We start from the raw sequence: 26597 nt of genomic DNA on the forward strand, positions 1-26597 counted from the left end.
TGTTGCCGCACCGGGGGATTTCATGTTTCGCGCACCACATCACTTCTCGCACTTGTGCACACGTACTGGATTGCTCGCTGCGTGTATGGCGGTCAGCCTGCACGCCCATGCCGAATCGATCCAGTTGCAACTGCCGGCGCAATCGCTGGCCAGCTCATTGAGTGATGTGGCACAGCAGGCAAAAATCCAGCTGCTGTTTGACGAAGCCTTGTTACGCAATGTGCAAGCCCCGGCCCTAAGTGGCACTTTCAGCCCGCAAGAGGCGATCAACCGGTTGCTCAAAGGCACGGATTTCAGTCTGATCCAGGTCGACCGCACCTATGTTGTGCGCCCCCGGGAAGAAGGCATCACCACCAGCAACAGCCTGGAGCTGGGCGCGGTCAGCGTGGTAGGCAACGGCAACGAAGTCGACTCCAGCAACGTCGGCAAGTCGACCATGACCCAAACCGAAATCAACAGGTATCAGGCCAATAACATTCCCAGCCTGCTGGCCACCTTGCCGGGCATCAACCTCGGCGGCTCCCTGAAACCGGGCGGCCAGACCATCAACATCTGGGGCATGGGCGAAGCCGAAGACGTCCAGATGACCGTTGATGGCGCGACCAAAAGCGGTTTTGAGCGCTACAAGCAAGGCACGATCTTCATCGAACCTGAACTGATCAAACGCCTTGCAGTAGAAAAGGGCCCCCACGATTTCCGCACCGGCAATGGCGGTTTTGGTGGCGTCGTGCACATGGAAACCAAAGACGCACCGGACCTGCTGGAAGAAGGCAAAGACCTGGGCGCCATGCTCAAGTACGGTTACAGCAGCAACGACCATCAACAGGTCTACAGTGGCGCCGCCTACGGCCGGACCGAGGATGGCCGCGCCGATGCGCTGGTGTACTACACCAAACGCGACGGCGATGACATGAAGCTCGCGGATAACATGCCCAACCCCGGCAATGTCTACCCGGTGAACCCCTTGCGCCTGCCCAATACGGCCCAGGACCTGGATGCGCAACTGCTCAAGCTCAACCTGCACCTGACCGACGAGCACAGCGTCGCAATGTCCTACTCGCAATCGAACAACCACTTGTGGGTCCCGTTCTCGGCTGTCAGCTACCCGGCGCCGCCGAGCCAGGCCAACATCGATAAATACGGTTACGACATTGCTTCGCAGCGCTACCTGTCCACCCGTTCGACCGTCGACACCACCTGGTCGGCCAAATACAACTACGAGCCCATCGATAACCCTCTGCTTGATCTGGAAGTGAAGTACTCGCACTCCAACACCGAGCAGACCGACGAGCGCGGCGAACAGGCCTTCATCCAGCCCACCAGCGGCGGGCGCAAGATGGAAACCGGCTACACCGATGACATGCTCCAGATCGAAAACATCAGCCTGTTTGCCACCGGCCCCTTGGACCATGCAGTCACCACCGGCGTGCAGTTTCGCAAACATGAACGCGATGTGAACATGTGGATGCCGGGCAAGACCTACGAAGTAGAAAAATACAACTATGGCCATTACCAGCCAGGCTTTATGCCCGCCGGCAAGGTGGACACCAACAGCTTTTATATCCAGGACGCCATCACCCTCGGTGATTTCACTCTGACGCCGTCGATGCGCTATGACCATGTTCGAAATCGTGGCCAGGAGAACGATGCGCCCTACTACAACCACCTGGAACTGGGCCATGACTACAGCGCCAAAACCTACACCGGCTGGTCGCCGCGCCTGTCAGCGTTCTGGAAAATAACCCCGCAGACCGCCCTGTTTGTCGACTACAGCAAAACCTGGCGCGCCCCGGTGATCGACGAACAGTACGAAGTCCAGGCCATTGGCGGCCGAACGTCCACCAGCCTCGGCCTCAAGCCGGAGCGCATCACTGGCTGGCGCGGGGGCAATATCACCACGTTCGATCAGATCTTTGGCGACAGCGACCACGCACTGATCCGCACCACCCTGTTCAGCAACAAGATCGACGATGAGATTTTCAAAGCCACGGGCGTGGGTTGTGCAGCGCAAACCGCGTCAGGCGGCATGACACAAGACTGCGGCCCCAACATGCCGAACTACCGCAACATTGGTAGCGTGACCATCAAGGGCTTTGAGATCGAAAGCTTCTACGAGGCCACTTACCTCTTTGGATCGCTGTCGTACGCATGGATGACCGGCAAACACCAAGGCGCCTACACCAATCCCTGGGGCCCCGACGTATGGGCCCGAGATGTTCCTGCGCCCAAGTGGGTGGCCGTACTGGGCACGAAAATTCCGGCCTGGGATGCCCGAATCGGCTGGAAAGGCGAGTTCGTGCGCAAGACTGACCGCTTGCCGAGCGATAACTACTACAGCAGCGATATCAGTGCCCTGGGCGACCGCTACTGGGACCACTACGACAATGACGGCTACAACGTACAGGGCCTGTTTGCCAACTGGAAACCGACTCAGCCCTACCTCAAAGGCACCGAGGTCAACTTCACGGTGGATAACCTGTTCAACAAGAGCTATCGCCCGATGCTCAGCGGAGAAAATGCCTACAGCCAGGGCCGTAACGCCAAAGTCAGCGTGACCCGGTTCTTCTAAAACTGCAGATACCTCGCACACCGACCTCAGGACAGCTTCGCCACCGGATGCAGCCTGTCGGCAGCGGCTACAAGAGAGTGGCTCAACCCTGCTTGCGCCCCACCAAATTCAATTCCGGCGCCTGCACCCGGCGCTGGCTCAGGTAGCGGCTGCAACTTACCCGCAGGAACGAGGCGAAGTTGACCACTTCGCCCCGATAATCCATCACCTCTTCGTAGAGCTTGGCCACCAGCTGGTTGGTGGTCATGCCATCGGTTTCAGCAATCTCGCTGAGGATGTCCCAGAACTGGTTTTCCAGGCGCAAGGTGGTGACCACGCCGCAAATACGCAAGGAGCGCGAGCGCGACTCGTAAAGAATCGGATCGGCTTTGACATATAGCTCACACATGGTCGCACCCTCTTCTTACAAGGTAATGGTCGTACCCAACAACCCAAGAAACGCCGCCAGCCAGGCAGGATGCGCCGGCCACGCAGGCGCCGTCGCCAGGTTGCCTTGCACATGGGCCTTGGTCACGTCGATATCAATGTAAGTACCGCCGGCCAATCGCACTTCCGGGGCGCAGGCCGGGTAAGCACTGCACTCGCGGCCTTGCAGCGTTCCGGCAGCCGCCAGCAATTGCGCGCCATGGCACACAGCAGCAATTGGCTTACCGGCCTTATCGAATTCACGAACCAGTTCCAGAACCTTTTCGTTCAACCGCAGGTATTCCGGAGCTCGGCCACCTGGTACCACCAGCGCGTCATAGTCACTGGCCCGGACTTTGTCGAAATCGAAATTCAGGGCGAATAGATGACCCGGCTTCTCGCTGTAGGTCTGATCGCCCTCGAAGTCATGAATCGCCGTGCGAACGGTCTGCCCCGAGGTTTTGCCGGGGCACACTGCGTGAACCTGATGACCCACCATCAACAGCGCCTGAAACGGCACCATCACTTCGTAGTCTTCAACGTAGTCGCCAACCAGCATCAGAATTTTTTTCGCCGCCATGGTGAGTTCTCCTCCGGGGTAAGCCTTGGACTGATAAGAGTAGCCAAGGTACCCCCTGAGGGCCCACGCGGGTAATAGCCAGGTACTACGTGCCCGCCCGCAGGCTTGTTACAGGCTTACTTCAACAAACCGTCCGCCTGCAGCAAGGTTTCCAGGCAGTGCTCCTGAATGTTGTAAAACGCCTTGAGCTCCTGGATTTTCACCAGCAACTGCGCCGGGTCCAGGGGTTCGTCGCGTTTTACCGCGAGGATCATTTTGTTTTTGTTGGTGTGTTCCAGGGAAATGAACTCAAACACTTTGGTTTCATAACCGCAGGCCTCAAGGAACAGCGCACGCAAGCTGTCGGTGACCATTTCGGCCTGCTGGCCAAGATGCAACCCGTATTGCAGCATCGGCTTGAGCAGCGCCGGGCTCTGGATCTGCAGGCGAATCTGCTTATGGCAGCACGGCGAGCACATGATGATCGCCGCCCCCGAACGAATGCCCATATGAATCGCATAGTCGGTGGCAATGTCACACGCATGCAGGGCGATCATCACGTCAATCGGGGTCGGCGCAAAGCTGCGTACGTCACCATGCTGAAAGGACAGGCCCGGGTGCTCCAGGCGCTGGGCGGCGTTGTTGCACAGCGTGACCATGTCTTCACGCAGCTCAACCCCGGTGACCACACCTTCAGCCTTGAGGCTGTGACGCAGGTAATCGTGAATGGCAAAGGTCAGGTAACCCTTGCCCGAACCGAAATCCACCACCTTGACCGGTTGATCGAGCTGGAGCGGCGAGTTGCTCAAGGCGTGGGAAAACACCTCGATGAATTTGTTGATCTGCTTCCACTTGCGCGACATCGCCGGGATCAGTTCTTGCTGCTTGTTGGTGACCCCCAGATCCGCCAAAAACGGCCGGGTCAGGTCCAGGAAGCGATTTTTCTCACGATTATGCTCAGCCGACGGCAGTTCACGCTCCTGCTGGCTTTTACCTTTGAACAGCGAGCTTTTGCCCTTTTTGCTGTATTCCAGCTGCACTTCGTCGGTCAGGGTCAGCAAATGCGCGTTTTTAAACGCTTCAGGCAACAGCCCGGCGATATTGGCCACGCCCTCTTCAAGGGGGAAGTTCTTGGTGATATCGCGGGTTTTGTAACGGTACACAAACGACAGGCAAGGCTGATCCTTGACCGTGACTTGCTTGATGATGATCCGCTGCAGCTCGGCCTCTGGCCCGACATACTTGGCCAGTACCAGTTTGATAAAGGAGTTCTGGGCCAGGCCGGTTTCCAGCAAGTGCAAAAATTGCGCACGATGATCCGGCACAGACGGGGCGGTGGTAGCAGTCACTGACATTGAAAAAGGTGCCTCGGGGGATGCAGGAGGGGGAATCTGAAAAGCAATGGCGGCTATTTTAGGCGCGTTCGCCGCCAGGGGCACGGGGTTATTTCAGCCAGCGGCGATTACAACATCACCAGCCGATTGGGCAATTGATTGCGCGGATGGGTTTTCGGCACATGCCGCTCCAGCAGTTCGGCACAGGCATCGATGCAGGAAATAAAGCCTTCAGCCGTATGACCCAATGCCACACGGCGCGTGAAATCACTGACGATGCTGCCCCAATCGCTGTCGTCCAGATGTTGCGATATCCCTTCGTCCACCAGAATCTCGACATAGCGCTCGGCTTCGCTGACAAAAATCAGCACGCCGGTGCGATCCCGGGTGTGATGCAGTTTTTGTTCGAGAAACTGGCGCCGGGCAAGATTGCTCGCGCGCCAATGCCGAATGCGCGGCGGGATCAAGCGGGTGGTGATGGCCGGCAGGCGAAAGATCAGGCTGAGGAAGACGAAGCAGGCCCACTGCAACATCAGCAAGCCGTAAATCTGCAGACCGCCGATCAAAAAGTGCACCAGAGCGGGTACCACCAGGGCGATCAGGCTGGCCCATAACAAGGGGATATAGCTGTAATCATCCGCGCGCGGCGCCAGCACGGTGACAATTTCGGCGTCGGTACGCTGTTCGGCGCGGGTTACCGCGTCGGCAACCTGCTGTTGTTGCTGTGGGGTAAGTAAAGCCATGAGTGTCGATGCCCGTTAAATAAGTGAATTACCAGCCGCCGGAAGCTCCGCCGCCGCCAAAACTGCCGCCGCCACCCCGAAAGCCGCCACCGCCTGCGCCACCGAAGCCCCCGCCACCGAACCCGCCGGAGCGGGTGCCACCGCCGCCGCCCGAGTTGCAAATGCCGTAAAACTGGCAGACAGCCACGACCACAACGAACAACAGAAATAGCAGTAACACCACACCGGGGTGCTCGGTCATCAAGTCACTGCCATCGCCCTGCCCGCTGGCGTAGGCCGGCTCAGGCACGGGATCGCCACCCAACACTTGCAGGATCGCGGCAACACCGTCGCTGATGCCCTGGCTGAAGTTACCGGCTTTGAAGGCCGGGGTAATGATCTGATTAATGATGACCGAGGATTGCGCATCGGTCAGGCGGCCTTCCAGACCGTAGCCGACCTCGATCCGCAGTTTGCGGTCATCACGCGAGACGATCAGCAGGGCGCCGTTGTTTTTATCCTTTTGCCCGATACCCCAGGCCCGGCCCAACTGGTAGCCGAAATCCTCAATGGGAGTCCCTTGCAGATCCGCCACCGTAACCACCACCACTTGCTCGCCGGTGGCTTTTTCGTGGGCTTCCAGTGTTTGCGCCAGTTGCTGGCGTGTGGCGGGGTCGAGCATCTGCCCGTCATCCACCACCCGCCCGCTCAGCGTCGGAAAAGTGAGTGCCTGTGCGGTGGCTATAAATAGCCACAGCAACAGACCCAAACCCGGTTTTGATACGCGCATCAGCACCTCGGCAGCTTGCCCCCCAGTAAGTGCAGGGCCAGGCGGTGGTTAGAACTTCACTTCCGGGGCTTTGTCGGCATCCGGTGCGGTGGCCTCGAAAGTCGGGCGAATCGGCAAGTCGCTGTACATCACGGCATGCCACAAACGGCCGGGGAAGGTGCGGATTTCGGTGTTGTAACGTTCAACTGCCTGGATGAAGTCGCGACGGGCCACGCTGATGCGGTTTTCCGTGCCTTCAAGTTGCGACTGCAAGGAGAGGAAGTTTTGATTGGACTTGAGGTCCGGATAGCGCTCGGACACCACCATCAGACGGCTCAAGGCTCCGGTCAGCTGGTTCTGTGCATCCTGGAACTGTTTGAGTTTTTCCGGATTGTTCAGGGTGCTGGCATCCACCTGGATCGACGTTGCCTTGGCCCGTGCCTCAATCACTGCGGTGAGGGTCGCCTGCTCTTGCCTGGCCGCACCTTTGACCGTTTCCACCAGGTTGGGGATCAAGTCGGAACGCCGCTGGTATTGGTTCTGCACTTGCGACCAGGCCGCCTTGACCTGCTCGTCCAGGGTCGGAATGGTATTGATCCCGCATCCCGCCAGCAGACTGCTCAACGCCAGCAGCGCGATGACTTTCCAGCCCGAGGACCTAACGCTTTGTAATTCCATGCTTGTGACGCTCCGAAATAACCCGATTGAGTTTATTGACCGCATACCCTGTGGAAAAACTCCCTCACCGTGACTGAATATCTCCCGGCAACACTGGATTGCTGGTAGCTAATCAGCTAAAAGACTGCCTGCCATGTGGGAATACTTACCTTAACGATAGGGTAATTTTTAAGTTAAGTAGTCCTTACATCCCCCACAGAACAATATCGCTTCAAAAGCGCGGGCCATCCCTCGCTTTAAGAGAGCGGCCGCGTAGAAGAATGTCATGAGAAATATGTATTTGCTGGGCCTGGCCCTTAGTCTGGCCAGTCACTCGGTTTTAGCCCAGAACCCGCCGACACCGCTCCCGCCCAAAGATGTGTTTGTGGCTGATCTGCTCAAACAAATGACGGTCGATGAAAAGATCGGCCAACTACGCCTGATCAGCATCGGCCCGGAAATGCCCCGCGAGATGATTCGCAAGGAAATCGCTGCAGGCCGTATCGGCGGCACGTTCAACTCGATCACCCGCGCCGAAAACCGTCCGATGCAGGATGCCGCTCAACGCAGCCGCCTGAAAATCCCGATGTTTTTTGCCTACGACGTGATTCACGGTCATCGCACCATTTTCCCTATCAGCCTGGCCCTTGCCTCCAGCTGGGACATGGACGCCATCGGCCTGAGCGGCCGGATTGCCGCCAAAGAAGCCAGCGCCGACGGTATTGACCTGACCTTCGCGCCGATGGTCGACATTGCCCGCGACCCGCGCTGGGGGCGCACCTCGGAAGGTTTTGGCGAAGACACCTACCTGGTATCGCGCATTGCCAAAGTCATGGTCCACGCCTATCAGGGAGTTTCACCCGCCCTGCCCGGCAACATCATGGCCAGCGTCAAGCACTTCGCCCTGTATGGCGCAGTGGAAGGTGGCCGGGACTACAACATCGTCGACATGAGCCCGGTGCGCATGTACCAGGATTACTTGCCTCCGTACCGCGCCGCAATTGATGCCGGCGCTGGCGGGGTGATGGTGGCGCTGAACTCGATCAATGGTATCCCGGCCACCGCCAACATGTGGTTGATGCAGGATTTGCTGCGCAAGGACTGGGGCTTCAAAGGGGTCGCCGTCAGCGACCATGGCGCTATCATCGAGCTGATCAGGCACGGCGTCGCCAAGGACGGGCGCGAAGCCGCCAAGCTGGCAATCAAGGCCGGCATCGACATGAGCATGAACGACAAGGTCTATGGCGAAGAATTGCCGGGCTTGCTGAAGTCGGGCGAAGTGCCACAAAGCGATCTGGATAATGCGGTGCGCGAAGTGCTCGGGGCCAAATACGACATGGGTCTGTTTGCCGACCCGTACCTGCGGATCGGCAAGGCCCAGGACGATCCGGCCGATGCCAACGCCGATAGCCGCCTGCACCGGCGCGAAGCCCGCGAAGTGGCGCGCAAGAGTCTGGTCCTGCTGAAGAACCAGGACCAGACCCTGCCACTGAAAAAACAGGCACGCATCGCTCTGGTGGGCCCGTTGGCCAAGGCACCGATCGACATCATGGGCAGCTGGGCGGCCAATGGCCAGCCGGCGCAATCGGTCACCGTGTTTGACGGCATGCGCAACGCACTCGGCCAGCAGGGCACGCTGATTTATGCCCGGGGCGCCAACATCACCGACGACCAGAAAATCGTCGACTATCTGAACTTCCTGAACTTCGACAGCCCGGAAGTGACCAACGACCCGCGCCCGGCCCATGTGATGATTGACGAAGCGGTCAAGGCGGCGCAGCAGGCCGATGTGGTGGTGGCTGTGGTGGGCGAGTCGCGGGGCATGTCCCACGAGTCGTCGAGCCGCACCAGCCTGGACATGCCAGCCAGCCAGCGCGCCCTGATCACAGCCCTCAAGGCCACTGGCAAGCCGTTGGTGCTGGTGCTCATGAATGGCCGGCCGCTGTCGATCGACCTGCAACAGCAGCAGGCCGATGCCGTGCTGGAGACCTGGTTCAGCGGTACTGAAGGCGGCAATGCCATTGCCGATGTCCTGTTCGGCGACTACAACCCCTCCGGCAAGCTGCCCATCACCTTCCCGCGCTCTGTGGGGCAGATTCCGACCTACTACAGCCACCTGAGCATTGGCCGGCCCTTTACCCCGGGCAAGCCGGGCAACTACACCTCGCAGTACTTCGACGAGGCAAACACCCCGCTGTACCCTTTTGGCTATGGCCTGAGCTACACCGATTTCAGCCTGTCGGCCGTCAGCCTGTCCGCCAAAACCCTGAAACCCGGGGCATCACTGACCGCCAGCGTGACCGTGAAAAACACTGGCAAGCGCGATGGCGAAACCGTGGTCCAGCTCTACCTGCATGATGTCGCCGCCTCCATGAGCCGGCCGCTCAAGGAGTTGAAGGACTTCCAGAAAATCATGCTCAAGGCCGGAGAGCAGAAAGTCGTGCAGTTCAACATCGACGAGAACGCGCTGAAGTTCTACAACCCGCAATTGAAATACGTCGCCGAGCCCGGTGAGTTCGAGGTGATGATCGGCCTTGATTCGCAGAACGTGCAGCAAAACAGCTTCCAATTGTTGTAATTTCCCGCATCTGCCGCAAAGGTCAGCCAAGGCCTTTGCGGTGTCTTGAAACACCAATATCCCCTTGACCTTTCCTATCTTTGCACGCGCCTGAAAATGCGTTCGGACAGCGCTGTTTTTTGTGGTAGGGTTCGCGCCCTCAAAATTCAGTCCGGGGCGTTTAATCCGGCAAAATTTGGTGACAAACGGTCTGAAGCCGAGCCCATGGGGCCTACACGGTTTTTTACGCTTTCATACACAAAACACGCAGTGATTCAAGCCAAGATCCTACGTTGCAGAGACTCGGCAAAACGCATATCTTGTATCTATTCGGCCAAACAACCCCACATATAGGGTTTTAGGCCAAAAACCCAACACAACTCAGACGAGAATTTCAAGTCCTTTTCTCGCGCCTGTCGGGTTTGAGTAAACACGCTTTTAAAGTCCAAACCGCGCATGCGGATGGCAGCCGGTTTCCAGCGTAAAAGCCGGAAAGCGGCCCGGGTGTTGCAGTAAAAATACTGTCACCCATCAGGAACAGGATTTGCGCCGGTACGCGCAACCCCAGGACTTCGGCACGGAAGCGGCTTAACCCCCCTTTCTGTACGTCCCGAAGTTGTTATACCCGGCTTGATCGTCGGTTGTAGTGCTTCAGGACGGAACGGTGGGCCCCCAAAAGGTGCCCAAACAAACATAGAGAATGTGGAGACACCCCCCCATGCAAACCGACACAACTCGCGAGAACTCGCAGGGTTCCGATTCAAATCTGGATCTGTCTGCGACCGCGCCAGGCCAATTGCGCGTGATCAAACGTAACGGGACTGTTGTTCCTTACACCGATGACAAGATCACCGTCGCCATCACCAAAGCGTTTCTCGCAGTTGAGGGTGGCAAAGCTGCCGCCTCGTCCCGCATTCACGACACTGTTGCGCGCCTGACTGAACAAGTCACCGCGACCTTCAAGCGTCGCATGCCATCGGGTGGCACCATCCACATCGAAGAAATCCAGGACCAGGTTGAACTGGCCCTGATGCGCGCCGGCGAGCAAAAAGTGGCTCGCGACTACGTGATCTACCGCGATGCCCGCTCCAAGGAGCGTGCTAACCGCGCCCCGGCCGAAGACACTGTCCAGGCTCACCCGTCGATTCGTATCACCCGCGCTGACGGCACGTTCGCACCTCTGGACATGGGCCGCCTGAACACCATCGTCACCGAGGCCTGCGAAGGTCTGGCAGAAGTTGACGGCGACCTGATCCAGCGCGAAACCCTGAAAAACCTCTACGACGGCGTAGCCCTGAGCGACGTCAACACCGCCCTGGTGATGACCGCCCGCACCCTGGTAGAGCGTGAGCCAAACTACTCCTTCGTAACCGCTCGCCTGCTGATGGACACCCTGCGTGCCGAAGGCTTGAGCTTCCTCGAAGTGGCAGAAAGCGCGACTCACCACGAGATGGCCGATCTGTACGCCAAAGCCCTGCCGGCCTACATCGCCAAAGGTATCGAGTTCGATTTGCTGAACCCGGTGCTGGCGACCTTTGACCTGGAAAAACTGGGCAAGGCGATCAACCACGAGCGCGATCAGCAGTTCACCTACCTGGGCCTGCAAACCCTGTACGACCGTTACTTCATCCACAAGGATGGCGTGCGTTTCGAACTGCCGCAGATCTTCTTCATGCGCGTGGCCATGGGCCTGGCAATCGAAGAGAAGCAAAAAGAAGACCGTGCCATCGAGTTCTACAACCTGTTGTCGTCCTTCGACTACATGGCTTCGACTCCGACCCTGTTCAACGCCGGCACCCAGCGTCCACAGCTGTCCAGCTGCTACCTGACCACAGTTCCGGACGACCTGTCGGGCATCTACCACGCGATCCACGACAACGCCATGCTGTCCAAATTCGCCGGTGGCCTGGGCAACGACTGGACTCCGGTACGTGCACTGGGTTCATGGATCAAGGGCACCAACGGCAAATCCCAGGGCGTGGTCCCGTTCCTCAAAGTAGTGAACGACACCGCCGTAGCCGTTAACCAGGGTGGCAAGCGCAAAGGCGCTGTCTGTGCCTACCTGGAAACCTGGCACATGGACATCGAAGAGTTCATCGAGCTGCGCAAGAACACCGGTGATGACCGTCGTCGTACCCACGACATGAACACCGCCAACTGGATCCCTGACCTGTTCATGAAGCGCGTCTTCGATGACGGCCCGTGGACCCTGTTCTCGCCATCCGAAGTACCGGACCTGCACGACCTGACCGGCAAGGCCTTCGAAGAGCGTTACGAGTACTACGAAGCCCTGTCCCAGTACCCGGGCAAGATCAAGCTGTTCAAGACCATTCAGGCCAAAGACCTGTGGCGCAAGATGCTGTCCATGCTGTTTGAAACCGGCCACCCGTGGCTGACCTTCAAAGACCCGTGCAACCTGCGCAGCCCGCAGCAGCACGTGGGCGTGGTCCACAGCTCGAACCTGTGCACCGAGATCACCCTGAACACCAACAAGGACGAAATCGCGGTCTGCAACCTGGGCTCGATCAACCTGCCGAACCACATCAAGGACGGCAAGCTCGATACCGACAAGCTCAAGCGCACCATCGATGTAGCCGTACGCATGCTCGATAACGTAATCGACATCAACTACTACTCGGTGCCACAAGCCCGCAACTCGAACTTCAAGCACCGTCCGGTCGGCCTGGGGATCATGGGCTTCCAGGACGCGCTGTACCTGCAGCACATTCCATACGCCTCGCAAGCGGCCGTGGAATTTGCCGACAAGTCGATGGAAGCGGTCAGCTACTACGCGATCCAGGCGTCCTGCGACCTGGCAGACGAGCGTGGCGCTTACGAGACGTTCCAGGGTTCGCTGTGGTCCAAAGGCGTACTGCCACTGGACTCGCAACAGATCCTGATCGAACAGCGCGGCCAGAAGTACATCGACGTTGACCTGAACGAATCCCTGGATTGGGCACCGGTTCGCGCCCGTGTTCAGAGAGGCATCCGTAACTCCAACATCATGGCCATCGCACCGACCGCCACCATCGCCAACATCACTGGCGTATCGCAGTCGATCGAACCGACTTACCAGAACCTGTACGTGAAATCGAACCTCTCGGGCGAATTCACCGTGATCAACCCGTACCTGGTTCGCGACCTCAAGGCCCGCGACCTGTGGGACTCGGTCATGATCAACGACCTGAAGTACTACGACGGTTCCGTGCAGCAGATCGAACGCATCCCGCAAGAGCTTAAAGAGCTGTATGCCACTGCGTTCGAAGTCGACACCAAGTGGATCGTTGACGCCGCCAGCCGTCGTCAGAAGTGGATCGACCAGGCTCAGTCGCTCAACCTGTACATCGCCGGCGCTTCGGGCAAGAAGCTGGACGTGACCTACCGCATGGCCTGGTACCGTGGTCTGAAAACCACTTACTACCTCCGTGCCCTGGCCGCGACCAGCACCGAGAAGTCCACCGTCAACACCGGCAAGCTCAACGCGGTGTCCAACGGCAACAACAGCGAAGACGTGGTTGCCGCGCCTGCCGGTCCTGCACCGGTGCCAAAGGCTTGCGCCATTGACGAGCCGGATTGCGAAGCTTGCCAATAAGCTGAGCCGTCAGACGGCTTGACCGCCTGACCGAAACCCCCGTTAAACCCTGGTAACAGTTGGGTTTAACGGGGGTTTTTTTATGGGCAACACACCCGCGTCCAGCGCTGGCAAGCCGGCCCCCACAAGGAGGTCACCAGCCCGTTGTCGGAGCCGGCGATTGGCCATAAGCACCCACAACGGTGCATCAGCGCTACAAAATGAATCACTCTGCACACCTCTGCCCGCCAATCCCCTTCAAATATGTTCAACCTGAACACCGACCTCTATGCCCTCTGCCCGCTTTTTTCTGTTTTGACATCTGGCCCGAAACAGGCCCGCTTATTGCTCTAGCCCCAGGGTGCCACTGACCACGGCCCTACCCATTCGAGGCGGAGAAATACAACATGAGTGCACCCGGCGAATTTCCTTTAAGCGAAGCCCCGCGTTCTGCACGCAAGGGGCTGCTATCGATTTCCATGGTGTTGTTCAGCTTCACGTTCTTTACCGGCACCATGTTCGCCGGCGGCAAACTGGGCATGGCGTTCAACTTCGTCGACATGCTGTGGATTGCGGCCATCGGTAACAGCCTGCTGGCCCTGTATGCCGCCGCACTGGCGCTGATTGCCGCCCGCAGCGGCCTGAATACGGTATTGATGGGGCGTTTTTGCTTTGGCGAGGCCGGCAGCCGTCTCTCGGACTTTCTGCTGGGTTTTGCCGAGCTAGGCTGGTTCGCCTGGGGCACGGCCACCGTGGCCATCGTACTGGTGAAAATGCTCGGCCTGGCAGAAGGCTTCACCTGGCCGCTGATGGTGTTTTTCGGGCTGGGCTTCAGTATCACCGCGATTATCGGCTACAGAGGGCTGGACGTGCTGTCGCGGGTCTCGGTGCCGCTGATGTTTGTCCTGTTGATCGTGTCCATGTACATCGCCACCCGCCATGTCGGCGGCTTCAAGGGCCTGGCAGCGGTAATCCCCCACGAAGCAATGACCTTCTCGGCCGCCATCACCATGGTCTTCGGCACGTTCGCCAGCGGCGCGACCCAAGCCACCAACTGGACCCGGCTATCGCGCACCGGGCGGATTGCCGTCATCGCCAGCGTGGTCAGTTTTCTGCTGGGCAATGGCCTGATGATAGTGGCCGGCGCATGGTGCGCCATGGTCTATCAACAGGCCGACATCGTCAGCGTGATGATGCTCCAGGGCCTGTCGTTCGCCGCGGTAGTCATGCTGTGCCTGAACCTTTGGACGATCCAGGGCCCGACCATCTACAACGTGTCGGCGGCAGCCTGCCATCTGGTGCGCAGCGAACGGCGCCGCACCATGACCCTGATCGCCGCTGCCGTCGGCGTGGTGCTGGCCATTGGCGGCATGTATGAAATGCTGATCCCGTTTCTGGTGCTGCTGGGCTCGATCATCCCGCCCATCGGGGGCGTGATCATGGCCGACTTCTGGTATCGCCATCACGGCAAATACCCGACGCTGGCCAGTGTGAAACTGCCGCGCTACAACGTCCCGGGCCTGACCGCCTACGCCTTCGGCGCACTGCTGGCCTACTGCTCACCGTGGATTGCGCCGCTGGTTGGAATTGCCGCATCCGCCGCGTGCTACATCCTGCTGCTGGAAATCAGCCGCCGGCGTGCCGTGCTGCCCGTCGTGCAGGAGGACATTTGAGCCTCACGGTTGCAGAAATTCTGGGGCTGGCCGGCCTGGAAGAAATGACCCTGCGCGCCGGTGCCTGCAACCTGCAACGCAACGTGCGCTGGCCCTACGTGGCCGAGAACGAAGGCCTGAGGCAATGGGTCATGGGCGGCGAACTGGTGTTCGTCACCGGCATCAACCATCCCCGGGACGAGGCCAACTTGCTGCGCCTGGTGCACGAAGGCGACGCCAGCGGCATTGCCGGGCTGGTGATCCTGACCGGAGATGCCTTTATTCAGCGTATTCCGGACTCGGTCATAGCACTGTGCGAGGAATACGGTCTGGTGCTGATCGAACAGCCGTACTTGCTGAAGATGGTTATTGTCACGCACCTGATCGGCACGGCGCTGGTACAAATGGGCCAGACCAAGCGTTCACGCCACGACATTCTGGCGCAGTTGCTCAGCGGCGATTATCCGAGCCTGGCCACTGCCCGCCAGCGTGCGGCGCACTTGAAACTGCCTCTGGACGGCCCGCGACGCCTGGTGGCAATGCGGCTGTCGGCGGTCAGCGTGCTGTTCGACAACCATGCCCCGGATGCCGCAGAACGGTTATTGCAAAAAACGCGACAGGCCGTACAGGATCATCTGGATATCTGGGCCCGTGCCCTGCCCCGCGCGCTGCCGGTCATCGTCCAGGGGGATCTGTTCATTCTGCTGCTGAACGAGGGCGAAACCATTCGCGCCGAACTGGGCTGCCTGTATCGCGACTTGCATGCCATGATCGGTGACATGGCGCTGTTCATGGGGGTGGCGAGCAAGGCAGAGGATTGCGGGCACTACCATCAGGCGCTGAACGAAGCGCGCCAGGCCCTGGATGTTGCAGAAAATCTGCGCCCGGCCAGCGGTTTCTGTGATTTCAGTGAGCTGGGGGTGCTGCGCCTGTTGCAGGCCATTGGCGAACGCTCGGTGATCGAGGCATTCGTGCAGCAGACCCTGGGTTCCATGATCGAGCCCCGGCGCAAGCAACCCCACAGCCTGCTTGAAACCCTGGACGCCCTGCTCCAGGAAAACGGCAATGCCCTGCAGGCGGCCCGGCGTTTGAACATTCACCGAAACACCATCAACCAACGGATACAACGCATCGAGCAACACAGCGGACAATCGCTCGATGACCCACTTTTCAGAATGAATGCTTCGGTTGCCCTCCTCGTGTGGCGCATGACCGAAGCCCAACGACAGGACCAAGCATGAACATCATCAATGCCACGCTACGTAAAACTCCAGGCCTGTATACGGTCAGCTGCGAGGGCGAGCGCATTAGCGCCATAACCCTGCAGTGCGCCAGTGTGATGGCGCAGGCGGGCGATATCGACGCTCAAGGCCAATTGCTGATCGCGCCCCTGGTGGAACCGCATATCCACCTGGATGCCGCCCTCACGGCGGGCCAGCCCGAGTGGAACCTGAGCGGCACGCTGTTCGAAGGCATCGAACGCTGGGCGCAGCGCAAGGAAACCATCACCCATGAAGACACCAAACAGCGCGCCCACACCACCATCCGCATGCTGGCCGAGCATGGCATTCAGCATGTGCGTACCCATGTCGACGTCACCGACCCGACGCTGGCTGCCCTCAAGGCGATGATCGAGGTCCGTGAAGAAGCCCGGGGGCTGATCGACCTGCAAATCGTCGCCTTCCCCCAGGAAGGAATCGAGTCCTACGCCGGCGGCCGTGAGTTGATGATCCGTGCAGTGGAGATGGGCGCCGATGTGGTCGGCGGCATTCCGCACTTTGAAAACACCCGCGAGCAAGGCGTCAGCTCGATCAAGTTTCTGATGGACCTGGCTGAGCGCAGCGGGTGCCTGGTGGACGTGCACTGCGACGAAACCGACGACCCGCACTCGCGCTTTCTTGAAGTGCTGGCCGAAGAGGCCCGGGGCCGCGGTATGGGCAGCCGGGTAACCGCCAGCCATACCACGGCCATGGGTTCCTACGACAATGCCTATTGCTCGAAACTGTTTCGCCTGCTCAAGGCTTCGGGGATCAATTTCGTTTCGTGCCCGACCGAAAGCATTCACTTGCAAGGGCGCTTTGACAGCTTTCCAAAACGCCGCGGCGTGACCCGCGTGGCCGAACTGGACCGCGCCGGGATGAACGTGTGCCTGGGCCAGGACTCGATCAAGGACCCCTGGTATCCGCTGGGTAACGGCAACATTCTGCGGGTGCTGGATGCGGGTTTGCACATCTGCCACATGATGGGCTTCGAAGACCTGGCACGTTGCCTGGACCTGGTCACCGACAACAGCGCCCGCACCCTCAACCTTGGCGAGGGTTATGGCATCGCCGTCGGCCGGCCGGCGAACCTGGTGATACTGGACGCCGACAGTGATTACGAAGCAGTACGCCGCCAGGCCAAGGCCCGGGTCTCGATCCGTGCCGGCAAGGTGCTGATGACCCGGGTACCGGAACGGGTTGAATTCAACAGACCCTGAAGCCAGCGATACAAACGACGCGGTAGAGCTGCAACACCGCACCGCTGCAATCGCCAGCAGGCTGGCTCTCACAATCAGTAGCAAGCCCCCTGCTTCAACAACAAAAAGCCCCGGCATTGGCGTGCCGGGGCTTTTTGTCGTGCTGCCCGCTATCAGGTCATCTGGATAATGGTCTGCATGATGGTGCTTTGGGTCGAGATGGTCTTGGCGTTGGCCTGGTAGTTGCTCTGCGCCTTGATCAGGTCCACCAGTTCACTGGTCAGGTTGACGTTGGAGTCTTCCAGCGAGTTGGACTGGATCGCGCCCAGGCTGCCGACCTTCGGCGCATCGTAGCCGGCCAGGCCCGAAGCGAAAGTCTCTTTCCAGGCAGTACCGCCCGCCGGCTGCAGGCCTTGTTCGTTGGTGAAGCTGGCCAGCGAGATCTGGCCAATGGCACGGCTCTGGTTGTTGCTGAAGTTGGCGAACATCACGCCTGAACCGTCGATGGTCAGGTTGTTGATCTGGCCGGTAGCGTAGCCGTCCTGGGTTGGCGGGTTGCGCGAGGTGTCGGTGTTGTACTGGGTGGTACTGGCCATGTTGATGCCAAAGCCGTCATCTTTGGCCTTGGCGCCGTTGGACACCCATGCACCATTGACGGTTGCGCCAGGCATCCAGTCCGCGACAGTCAAAGTGCTGCTGATGATGTCCGGGCCTCCGGCAACCGGGTTCGGCGTCGTGACGCTGACCAGGGCACCGGTCGAATCGAAACTCATGGTCGAGGCCACCGGATCTTTGGCGCCGGCGCCGCTGACCGGGCTGCCATCAGGGTTGCGGCCGTCGATCAGGGTGTAGGTCTTCCAGGTGTTGGAACCGGTCTTCACCATGTACTGATCCATCGGGTGCGGGTTGCCCTGGGTATCGTAGACGGTGGTGTTGAATTTTTTGCTGTAGCTGGCGGTCTCGCCCGGGTCGAACTTGTTCGCGACCTGATCAATAGTGTCGGCATTGGAGTTCAGGTTGATCGTGGACTCCACCGAACCGGTCGGCTTGGGCGCCAGGTTGGAAGTATCGATACGCAGGTCGGTCAAGGTGCCGTTGACGATATTGCCGTTGGCATCCACGCCATAGCCCTGCAAGCGCGACGTGCCGTCTGTGCTGGTCACGTAACCGTCCTTGTCGGACTTGAAGGTCCCGGCGCGGGTGTAGCTCAGGGAGCCATTGTCACTGAGCACGAAGAAGCCGCTGCCGGAGATGCCCATGTCCAGCAGGTTGCCGGTGTTATTGATCGCCCCCTGGCCAAAGTTTTGCGAGACCGCCGCCAGGTTGACGCCGCTGCCGACCGTCTTGCTGCCGATCCCCAGCTTGCTGGCCGAGTAGATATCGGCGAACTCGGCACGGGACGCCTTGAAGCCGGTGGTGGCGACGTTGGCGATGTTGTTGCCGGTAACGTCAAGTTGCTTGTTGGCCGCATACAGGCCGCTAAGGCCGATATTGAATGACATGTGTCTCTCCTTGGGTCGGCTTAGAGGCCAATGGTCTGGACTTTGGATATGCCAATGCTGCCCAGGCCTGCGAGGTTGAGCATGATTTCACCGCCGGTCTTGCTCAGGGTCACGCTGTTGACCGTGGCTGGCAGGTAGGTGGTGAGCGCGGTAGTGGTCGTGTCGGTTTTACTGGATGCGGTAAAGGTGTAGTTACCCTTGTCCAGCAACAGGCCGTCGTCATCCTTGCCGTCCCAGGTGAAGTCGACATTGCCGGCTTTCTGGGTGCCCATGTCGATGGTCCTGACCACCTCACCGTCCGCATCGGTAATAGTGATGGTGGGTTTGGAATCGGCATCCTTGACCACCACGGTGCCGTTAAACGGCTTGCCGCTGGCGGGGTCGACATAGGCTTCGCCGGTTTGCACTATCACCGAACGGCCCACCAGCGACGACGCCTGCAAGGCTTGCGACGACTGCAGGCCACCCGTGATGGAATTCACCGAATCGTTCAGGGTGGTGATGCCCTCCAGGCTGCTGAACTGCGCCAGCTGGGCAACGAACGCCGTGTTGTCCTGCGGGTCCAGCGGGTTCTGGTTTTTCAGCTGGGTGACCAGCAATTGCAGGAATGCATCCTTGCCCAGGGAGCTACTGCCGGCAACGGCCTTGGACGCCCCGCCCAGGCTGGTGTCGGTGGTCGTGGTCCGGGCCGAGTTGGCGAGTACCTGATTAAGGGTCGGGCCGCTGGTGGAATCGGTCACACTCATTTGCGTCGTCCCTTATCACTGACCGAGGGTCAGGACCTTCTGCATCATGGTTTTGGCGGTGTTCATCATTTCCGCGTTGGTCTGGAACGAACGGCTGGCAGAAATCATGTCAGCCATTTCTTCAACCACATTGACGTTGGGGTAGTACACGTAGCCCTTGGCGTCGGCAGAAGGATGGCTGGGCTCGTAACGGGCCTGGAGCTCGCTCTGGTCCTCGACCACACCCAGCACCTGCACGCCTTTGCCTGCACCGTCCTGGTTCTGGAACAGTGAACCATCGGTGCCGTTTTGCGCGCCCTGAAACATGGTGGCAAACACCGGGTGCCGCGCGCGGTAAGTCTGGTCGATGCTCGACGACACGGTATCGGCGTTGGCGATGTTACTGGCCACGGTGTTCAGGCGCGTGGTCTGCGCGCTCATGCCACTACCGGCGATATTGAAAACACTGGCTAGAGACATGAATTACTCCCCGCGCAGGGCTGACATCAGCCCTTTGAATTTGCTGTTGAGCAAAGTGAAGCTGGCCTGAAAGTTGACCGCATTCTCTGCGTAGTTCGACTGTTCCAGCTGTGCATCCACCGTGTTCTGGTCAATCGACGGTTGCATCGGCACCCGGTACTGCAGGGACTCGTCGCCACTGCTCAGGCCCTGGGCTTCGATGTGCCGGCCGTTGGTCTTGTTCAACGCAAACGTGCCGTTCTGGTTTTTGTCACTTTGTGCGGCGAGCACGGAGGCAAAATCCAGGTCCCGAGCCTTGTAGTTCGGGGTATCGGCATTGGCGATATTGTTCGCCAGCACTTCGGCCCGCTGTGCGCGGAAGCCCAGGGCCTGTTCGTGGATACCGAGCGCTTTATCGAAGCTGATGCTCATGTCGGGAAACCTTTGTGGGCTGACCTGAACGCAATTCAGGCTTTATATGACATGAACTGAGCAAACCCCGTGCCAATTACCTAAGGCCCATATTTCAGGGCTTTGCAGGGAGATGGGGCGCGGCAATGTCATAAAAGCGGCAATGCCTGACCGCTGACTGCCGTTTTTCTGCCGCCCCCTCCCTGCTCCTGCAGGGAAAGATTGGCAGGCATAAAAAAGGAGCCGTACAAGGGCTCCCGTTTTGCTTACTTGGCCTGGTAAATGATCCCCGGGCTGCATTGCACCATCTGGTAATGATCCGGCAAGCCATTAAGCGCTTCGGAGGCCCCCAAAAACAGGTAGCCGCCCGGCTTCAAGGTGCTGTGAATGCGCAGCAAGATGTCTCTCTTCACTTCAGCCGAAAAATAGATCAGCACGTTGCGACAAAACACGATGTCGAACTTGCCAAACCCGGCGTAGCTGTCCAGCAGGTTGAAGGAGCGGAACTCGACCCGGCTCTTGATTGCCGCTTTGAGCACCCAGCGCCCGGGCCCTTTGGGGTCGAAATAGCGCTGCAAGCGCTCTTGCGACAGACCGCGACCAATCGCCAGGTTGTCGTATTCGCCGGTTCTGCAGGTATTGAGCATCAAGCTGGAGAGGTCGGTGGCCACAATTTGCACCCCGGCTTTCAACTGTCCCGGATTGCTGCGCTCAAACTCGTCAATCGCCATCGACAGCGAGTAGGGTTCCTGCCCCGAAGAGCACGCCGCCGACCAGATACGCAGACGCTGACCGGGACTGGCCTTGATCTGCTCGGGCAGGACTTTGTTCTTCAGTACTTCATAGGGGTAGGTATCGCGAAACCACAGGGTTTCGTTGGTGGTCATGGCATCGACCACCTGCTCGCGCAACCCGCTGCGGGGCTGGCTCTGAATGCGCTGAATCAGCTCGCCCAGGGACTTGATCCCTTGCTGCTCCATCAGCTTGTTGAGACGACTGGAGACCAGGTACTGCTTGTTCTCACCCAGCAAAATGCCACAGGCTTTTTCCAGGAAAACCCGGAACTGTTGAAAATCCAAATTAGCCGTCGACAAATGATCGCGCCTCTTAAATCGTTTTGACCGCCAGGGATGAACCCTGGCTATGGTCTGCTGCTTTGATCCGGTCTACTACCCGGGATGCCAGGTCATCGGGGCGAAACTTGGCCAGGAAGTCATCGGCACCGACTTTCTTGACCATCGCCTGATTAAATACACCGGACAATGAAGTATGCAGAATGATGTGCAAATTTTTCATGCGTGGATCGTTACGAATCTCGGCGGTCAGGGTATAGCCGTCCATTTCCGGCATCTCAATATCCGAAATCATCATCAGAAGCTCTTCGGCCGGGTCCTTGCCCTCACCCGCCATGTTGCGCAGGTAGTCCAGCGCCTGACGGCCGTCGTTCAGCGATATCACCTCGACCCCGACCGTTTGCAGGCAACGGGCAACCTGTTTGCGCGCCACCGACGAATCATCGACCGTCAGCACCCGCAAAGACAGCGCTCTGGCTTGGGTTTCGACATCTATCACCCCCTGGGAAATGGTTTCCGGCGAAGGCGAAACTTCAGCCAGAACCTTTTCCACATCGATGATTTCCACCAGTTGCTCGTCCAGTCGCGTCACAGCCGTCAAGTAATGGTCGCGACCGGCACCCTTGGGTGGCGGATGAATGTCTTCCCAGTTCATGTTGACGATACGCTCGACCGAACGAACCAAAAAGCCCTGGGTCTTGGTGTTGTACTCGGTGATGATGACAAACGGGCTGCTTTGATCTTGCAGGGGACCCGACCCGGTGGCCATTGCCAGATCGAGAATCGGGATGGTCGCCCCGCGAATATTCGCCACTCCACATACCACTGGATGGGATTTGGGGATCATTGTCAGCTTGGGGCATTGCAGCACTTCCCTGACTTTGAACACGTTGATCCCGTAAAGCTGTGGCCCGTCCAGACGAAACAACAACAGTTCAAGGCGGTTTTGCCCTACCAGTTGAGTGCGCTGGTTAACCGCATCCATCACCCCGGCCATACTCAGCTCCTGTTAAAACTTTAAGTTACGACACACATTGCCCGGCAAACGGCACGGGCTTTGCTATTTATCTGCCATGAACGCTAAAACGACAAAATCCTGCCACGTGCCGCGCTGCTGTTTCAGCCTGCTTGCGGCCTTGTGCCTGACGGTTATCGGCATGCCGTCCCACGCCGATGAATTCACATCGCCTGATCAGCTTATCGGCGTGACCCAGGGCTTTCTTGAATTTACCGTCGAAGACTACCTTGCCACTGGTCAGATCGAGGGCCGCTATCAAATCCAGGTCAACAACCTCGACCCCCGGCTGCGCCTGGCCTGGTGTGACAAGGAATTGACAGCCAGCCTCGAGAGCCCGGCCCAACCCATGGGCCGCGTCATTGTGCGTGTACGCTGTGAAGGGCTCTCACCCTGGACCATCTTTGTTCCGGCACAGGTCAAACTGTTCCGCGATGTCGTCACCGTGACCCACCCCCTGCAGCGCGGCATGGTCATCGACTACGCCGATGTCACCCTGCGCGAGCGCGATATCAGCCTGATCAAACAGGGCTACCTGACCGCGACCGAGCTGGCAGTGGGGCAAAAGCTGCTGCGGCCCATGGTCACTGATCAGGTGCTGACCCTCACCCATCTGGAACAGGCTGCGGCCGTGCGTAAAGGCGATCACGTGGTGATCAGCGCACGTAGCGGCACATTAAGTGTCAAGATGCCCGGCGAGGCCCTGTCTGATGGTGGCCTCAGCGAACAGATCCGGGTTAAAAACCTGAACTCCAAGCGCGTCATCCGGGCACGGATTACCGCACCGGGCCAGGTTGAAGTAGCACTCTAGGAAAATTGGCATCAGTTTCGCGACTTTCCTACACTGTGCCTTGACGCAGGTCAGTACCGACAAGCAGTCAGCCATGATTAATCGCGCCTAAAGTTTTCCCGGATTTGGCCGAAAACATGGCAAGCGTCCAAATACCCAGAGGTTTTTCGTCATGGTCATCGACTTTAGCCGTCTCAACAGTGCCCCGCCCTTAAACGGCAGTACCCGCAGCAATGCCAACCAGGAAGCGGGTAGCGCCACGCAAGCGGCCCCTGCAAAAAAACCTGAACAAACCAGTGTCAGCGCCCCAAGCGGTGAATCTGTGCACCTCAGTCAAGAAGCTCAACAGTTGCAGAAAATCAGTGACTCGTTGCGTGACCAACCGGTGGTCGATAAAAATCGGGTTGCCGAATTGAAGCAAGCCATTGCCGATGGCAGTTATAAAGTCGACAGCAATCGGGTTGCCGGCAAACTGCTGAATATAGAAGCTGAGCGCTAGGCCCACGGCCAGTGCCAGGCTTTTGGACGCTTAACACCCATGAGCCCGACATGCACAACATCCACGATGAAAATTTGCTGCAACTGATCAATGACGATCTGGCACCGGCCGAGCAACTGCTCGGCCTGTTGCAGGACGAGTCCATTGCCCTCAAAAGCCGCGACATGCGGGTGCTGGAAAACATTCTGGCGCGTAAACAGTCGCTGATCATCCTGCTTGAACAGCATGGCCGCCGACGCAGCGAGATACTGGCAAGCCTGGGCTTGACCACCAACCGCCGCGGCCTCGAAAGCCTTGCCAGCCACTCCAGCGTGGGCGAGCAATTACTGACACAGAGCGATCTGCTGAACCAGTTGCTGGCCCGGTGCCAGGCAGCCAACCTGCTAAACGGCCAATCGATCCAGACGCAACAGGCGATCACCGCCAATCAGTTGCGCATCCTGCACGGCGGCGAAGCGCCTTCGCTGTATGACGCCCGCGGCTCGACCTCAATGCTGGATAAACCCCGCGCTTACAGCCAGGCCTGAACCTGCACGGTCACGCTATCTAGACACGCAACACAATGGCAAAATGCCACCCCCTGCGTGTTGCTGTTTATTGTCCGGAGACCGCTGAACCGTGTTCGATTCCCAAGATGCTCCGCAGCCACCCAAGGTGCTTTCCACACCTTTGGAAGTGGCCTCCAGCCTGCGCATGCTGCAAGAGAGCCATGACCCGCTGATTATTACGTTCCAGGACCGCAGCCAGCGCTTCCAGAGCTATGTGGTCGAAGTGGATCGTGAGGGCAACTCCATGGCCCTGGACGAAATGATCCCCCGTGACGGCGAGCGTTTTCTTCAGGACGGCGTACCGTTTCGGGTTGAAGGTTTCCATGAAGGCGTACGCATCGCCTGGGAATGCACCAGCCGCCTGACCATTGACGACGCCCATGACCACCGCTGCTACCGCACCGCCCTGCCGGGCGAAGTGCTGTACCACCAGCGGCGCAACGCATTTCGCGCGGCGCTAAAACTGGCCAATCTGGTGAATGTCGAAGTGGCGGGCGAAAAGCTCAAGGCGCCGCTCAAGGGCAAGCTGCTTGATGTATCGGCCACGGGCTGCAAATTGCGCTTCGAAGGCAATATCGGCGAGAGCATGCAATTGGGCCAGGTGTATGAGCGCTTCAGTGCCGCCCTGCCCTTCGGCGCCATGACCACGGCCGTGGAGTTGCGCTACCTGCATTTTGAAGAGCGCCTCAACGTCACCTTTGCCGGCCTGCGGTTTCACAACATCAGCGGGGCTGTGCAGCGTCAGGTCGAGCGTTTTGTCTATCAACTGCAGCGCGAAGCGCGCCAGTTCGATAAAGACGACTACTGATAAGCCTGTAAAAAAGAAATAAACCTGTAGGAGCGAGCTTTTGCTCTCTCGTTGAAGAGCTCGCGAGCAAGCTCGCTCCTACAGTCAGCTCGCTCCTGCCTTCAGGGCTCAGGCCTGGTTTCAGGTTCTGAACGCCCGGTTTCAGGCTCAGGTTCAGGCTCCGGCGCGATGTTGTCCACCATCTGATCCTGCACCACCTGCTCATCCACCCGCGGGTCAAGCGCTGCCACCAGCGGTGAGCTGGACATGCTGTCAGGCATGGCAACGTGATGCAGAGGCGCATCGTCGACCTGGTGCAGGTTGGTGACCGCATTCGGCCGTATGCGCCAAACCAGCAGTAACCCCGCAACGCTGAAAAACGCGTAGAGCATATGGCTGCCAAACAGTTTCATCAGCACCCCGGTCACCAGAGGGCCGATGCTCGCGCCAATGCCGTAGGTCACCAGCAGCATGGCTGTCAGCGAAACCCGGCGCTCGCCTTCAATGTGGTCGTTGGCAAACGCCACAGCCAGCGGGTAAATACAGAACTGCACCAGCGCACTCAGGCAACCTGCTGCAAACAACACTTGCAGCGGCACTGAAGGCAGGATTGCCAGCGGCAATGAAACCACCGCCAGGATCAAGGCAAAGATCCGGATCAGCAAAGGCCGGTCATAACGGTCCGACAGCCAGCCCAGCGGCCACTGCACCAGCAGGCCGGCGAAAATGCAGCAGCCCATATACAGGCCGACCAGTTCGGTGGACAGCCCTTGCTGCGACGCATACAGCGGCGCCAGGCCGTAAAAGGAGCCGACCAGCGAGCCGGCGCCCAGTACCGCAATCAATGACTGCGGTACCCGTTTCATAAAAAATTTCGGGTCCATCGGTGCCGGGTGCAGCGGCGCCGGGTGAATCCGCCGGGTCATGGCCACGGGCACCAGGCACAGGGCAAAACACAACGCCACCAGCATCAGCAATTCAGGGCCCAGGGCCGGATGAATCACCAGTACCAGCTGGCCGAGTACCAGACCCAGGTAGGAAGCGATCATGTACAGACTGAACACCACCCCACGCTGCTTGGCATCAGCCTGCTCGTTGAGCCAGCTTTCGATGACCATGTACTGGCACATCATGCCCAGACCGACGATCACCCGCAGCAGCAACCATATCGGCAACCAGTCCGTCAGGCCGTGGCACAGGACTGCTGCCCCGACGATACCGGCGCAGGTGGCATAGGCCCGGATATGACCGACACGGGCAATCAGCCGGTGACCGATCTTGCCGCCCAGCACCAGACCAAAATAGTTGGCCGCCATCAATGCGCCGATCCACAAGCCGTCGACATCGTCGGCAGCCAGGCGCAGGGCAAGATAGGTGCTCAAAAGCCCCGAGCCGATCAACATCATCAGCGAAGCAAAATACAGGGCGCGAAAAGACTTCCAGATTTGGTGCATGGCGTTCCGTGCAGCTCCGTGTGCGGGCCGCCGGCAATCCTTCGATAGCCGGCGGCCACAGTGTCAAACGCTCATGCCAAG

23 protein-coding genes are annotated in these 26597 nt (G+C 59.0%); 10 read left to right on the forward strand and 13 right to left on the reverse strand.

What is annotated here, in order from left to right; all coding sequences use genetic code 11:
• The first annotated feature begins 22 nt into the window (after positions 1 to 22).
• Positions 23 to 2569, forward strand: coding sequence for a TonB-dependent receptor (locus tag JQ848_RS16465; RefSeq protein WP_037001426.1), 2547 nt, complete (start codon positions 23 to 25; stop codon positions 2567 to 2569).
• An 82-nt stretch (positions 2570 to 2651) separates the two neighbouring features.
• On the opposite strand, the gene JQ848_RS16470 is transcribed toward JQ848_RS16465, so the two are convergent.
• The 6 genes from JQ848_RS16470 to JQ848_RS16495 form a co-directional block, all read right to left on the reverse strand.
• Positions 2652 to 2957, reverse strand: a complete 306-nt coding sequence (locus JQ848_RS16470; protein ID WP_003441106.1) for a ribbon-helix-helix domain-containing protein — start codon at positions 2955 to 2957, stop codon at positions 2652 to 2654.
• Between the two features lie 15 nt (positions 2958 to 2972).
• On the reverse strand, positions 2973 to 3554 hold the full coding sequence (locus tag JQ848_RS16475) for a DJ-1/PfpI family protein (RefSeq protein ID WP_003441103.1): 582 nt from the start codon (positions 3552 to 3554) through the stop codon (positions 2973 to 2975).
• A 116-nt stretch (positions 3555 to 3670) separates the two neighbouring features.
• The gene (locus JQ848_RS16480) at positions 3671 to 4888 is read right to left on the reverse strand and encodes a class I SAM-dependent methyltransferase (RefSeq protein WP_010655871.1); all 1218 of its coding nucleotides are present in this window, start codon (positions 4886 to 4888) and stop codon (positions 3671 to 3673) included.
• 107 nt (positions 4889 to 4995) lie between these two features.
• Positions 4996 to 5610: a TPM domain-containing protein gene (locus JQ848_RS16485; protein WP_003441098.1), complete on the reverse strand. Its 615-nt coding sequence runs from the start codon at positions 5608 to 5610 to the stop codon at positions 4996 to 4998.
• A 28-nt stretch (positions 5611 to 5638) separates the two neighbouring features.
• Positions 5639 to 6379 carry a TPM domain-containing protein gene (locus JQ848_RS22860; protein ID WP_003441095.1) on the reverse strand — a complete coding sequence of 247 codons (741 nt, stop codon included), beginning with the start codon at positions 6377 to 6379 and terminating at the stop codon, positions 5639 to 5641.
• A gap of 48 nt (positions 6380 to 6427) precedes the next feature.
• Complete coding sequence (locus JQ848_RS16495) at positions 6428 to 7036, reverse strand: LemA family protein (protein WP_003441093.1); 609 nt, start codon at positions 7034 to 7036, stop codon at positions 6428 to 6430.
• Positions 7037 to 7301: 265 nt separating this feature from the next.
• Here JQ848_RS16495 and bglX point away from each other — a divergent pair, with 265 nt between their 5' ends.
• The 5 genes from bglX (at position 7302) to codA (ending at position 17274) form a co-directional block, all read left to right on the forward strand.
• Positions 7302 to 9593, forward strand: coding sequence for a beta-glucosidase BglX (gene bglX, locus JQ848_RS16500; protein WP_010655873.1), 2292 nt, complete (start codon positions 7302 to 7304; stop codon positions 9591 to 9593).
• Positions 9594 to 10290: 697 nt separating this feature from the next.
• Positions 10291 to 13164, forward strand: a complete 2874-nt coding sequence (locus JQ848_RS16505) for a ribonucleoside-diphosphate reductase subunit alpha (protein ID WP_003441086.1) — start codon at positions 10291 to 10293, stop codon at positions 13162 to 13164.
• Positions 13165 to 13550: 386 nt separating this feature from the next.
• Entirely contained in the window at positions 13551 to 14816 is a 1266-nt protein-coding gene (codB, locus tag JQ848_RS16510) for a cytosine permease (protein WP_003441082.1), read from the forward strand.
• A complete protein-coding gene (locus JQ848_RS16515) occupies positions 14813 to 16036 on the forward strand; it encodes a PucR family transcriptional regulator (protein WP_202210948.1) in 1224 nt (407 codons plus the stop codon). The genes codB and JQ848_RS16515 overlap by 4 nt, the downstream gene beginning before the upstream one ends.
• Positions 16033 to 17274: a cytosine deaminase gene (gene codA, locus JQ848_RS16520; RefSeq protein ID WP_202210949.1), complete on the forward strand. Its 1242-nt coding sequence runs from the start codon at positions 16033 to 16035 to the stop codon at positions 17272 to 17274. Before JQ848_RS16515 ends, codA begins: the two co-directional genes overlap by 4 nt.
• 152 nt (positions 17275 to 17426) lie before the next feature.
• On the opposite strand, the gene flgE is transcribed toward codA, so the two are convergent.
• The 6 genes from flgE to JQ848_RS16550 all read right to left on the reverse strand — a co-directional run bounded on the left by flgE (position 17427) and on the right by JQ848_RS16550 (position 22420).
• On the reverse strand, positions 17427 to 18755 hold the full coding sequence (gene flgE, locus JQ848_RS16525) for a flagellar hook protein FlgE (protein ID WP_160628276.1): 1329 nt from the start codon (positions 18753 to 18755) through the stop codon (positions 17427 to 17429).
• A 20-nt stretch (positions 18756 to 18775) separates the two neighbouring features.
• Positions 18776 to 19501: a flagellar hook assembly protein FlgD gene (flgD, locus tag JQ848_RS16530; protein ID WP_003441059.1), complete on the reverse strand. Its 726-nt coding sequence runs from the start codon at positions 19499 to 19501 to the stop codon at positions 18776 to 18778.
• Positions 19502 to 19516: 15 nt separating this feature from the next.
• Entirely contained in the window at positions 19517 to 19960 is a 444-nt protein-coding gene (flgC, locus tag JQ848_RS16535) for a flagellar basal body rod protein FlgC (protein ID WP_003441056.1), read from the reverse strand.
• 3 nt (positions 19961 to 19963) lie between these two features.
• On the reverse strand, positions 19964 to 20371 hold the full coding sequence (gene flgB / locus JQ848_RS16540) for a flagellar basal body rod protein FlgB (RefSeq protein ID WP_003441054.1): 408 nt from the start codon (positions 20369 to 20371) through the stop codon (positions 19964 to 19966).
• 245 nt (positions 20372 to 20616) lie between these two features.
• On the reverse strand, positions 20617 to 21444 hold the full coding sequence (gene cheR, locus JQ848_RS16545; protein WP_003441051.1) for a protein-glutamate O-methyltransferase CheR: 828 nt from the start codon (positions 21442 to 21444) through the stop codon (positions 20617 to 20619).
• A 13-nt stretch (positions 21445 to 21457) separates the two neighbouring features.
• Positions 21458 to 22420: a chemotaxis protein CheV gene (locus JQ848_RS16550; RefSeq protein WP_127196593.1), complete on the reverse strand. Its 963-nt coding sequence runs from the start codon at positions 22418 to 22420 to the stop codon at positions 21458 to 21460.
• A 160-nt stretch (positions 22421 to 22580) separates the two neighbouring features.
• Here JQ848_RS16550 and flgA point away from each other — a divergent pair, with 160 nt between their 5' ends.
• From flgA to JQ848_RS16570, 4 genes are all read left to right on the forward strand, one after another.
• Positions 22581 to 23249: a flagellar basal body P-ring formation chaperone FlgA gene (gene flgA / locus JQ848_RS16555; protein WP_235972521.1), complete on the forward strand. Its 669-nt coding sequence runs from the start codon at positions 22581 to 22583 to the stop codon at positions 23247 to 23249.
• Between the two features lie 151 nt (positions 23250 to 23400).
• Entirely contained in the window at positions 23401 to 23727 is a 327-nt protein-coding gene (gene flgM, locus JQ848_RS16560) for a flagellar biosynthesis anti-sigma factor FlgM (protein WP_127196594.1), read from the forward strand.
• A gap of 59 nt (positions 23728 to 23786) precedes the next feature.
• Positions 23787 to 24254 (forward strand): flagella synthesis protein FlgN, encoded by a 468-nt coding sequence (locus JQ848_RS16565; protein WP_029612370.1) that lies wholly within the window; start codon positions 23787 to 23789, stop codon positions 24252 to 24254.
• A 91-nt stretch (positions 24255 to 24345) separates the two neighbouring features.
• A complete protein-coding gene (locus tag JQ848_RS16570) occupies positions 24346 to 25083 on the forward strand; it encodes a flagellar brake protein (RefSeq protein WP_010655880.1) in 738 nt (245 codons plus the stop codon).
• Between the two features lie 101 nt (positions 25084 to 25184).
• Here the strand turns inward: JQ848_RS16570 and JQ848_RS16575 are convergent, their stop codons facing one another.
• Positions 25185 to 26516 carry an MFS transporter gene (locus tag JQ848_RS16575; protein ID WP_010655881.1) on the reverse strand — a complete coding sequence of 444 codons (1332 nt, stop codon included), beginning with the start codon at positions 26514 to 26516 and terminating at the stop codon, positions 25185 to 25187.
• Between the last annotated feature and the right edge of the window lie 81 nt (positions 26517 to 26597).

Source organism: Pseudomonas paraversuta (assembly GCF_904067025.1).
Classification (GTDB): Bacteria; Pseudomonadota; Gammaproteobacteria; order Pseudomonadales; family Pseudomonadaceae; genus Aquipseudomonas; species Aquipseudomonas paraversuta.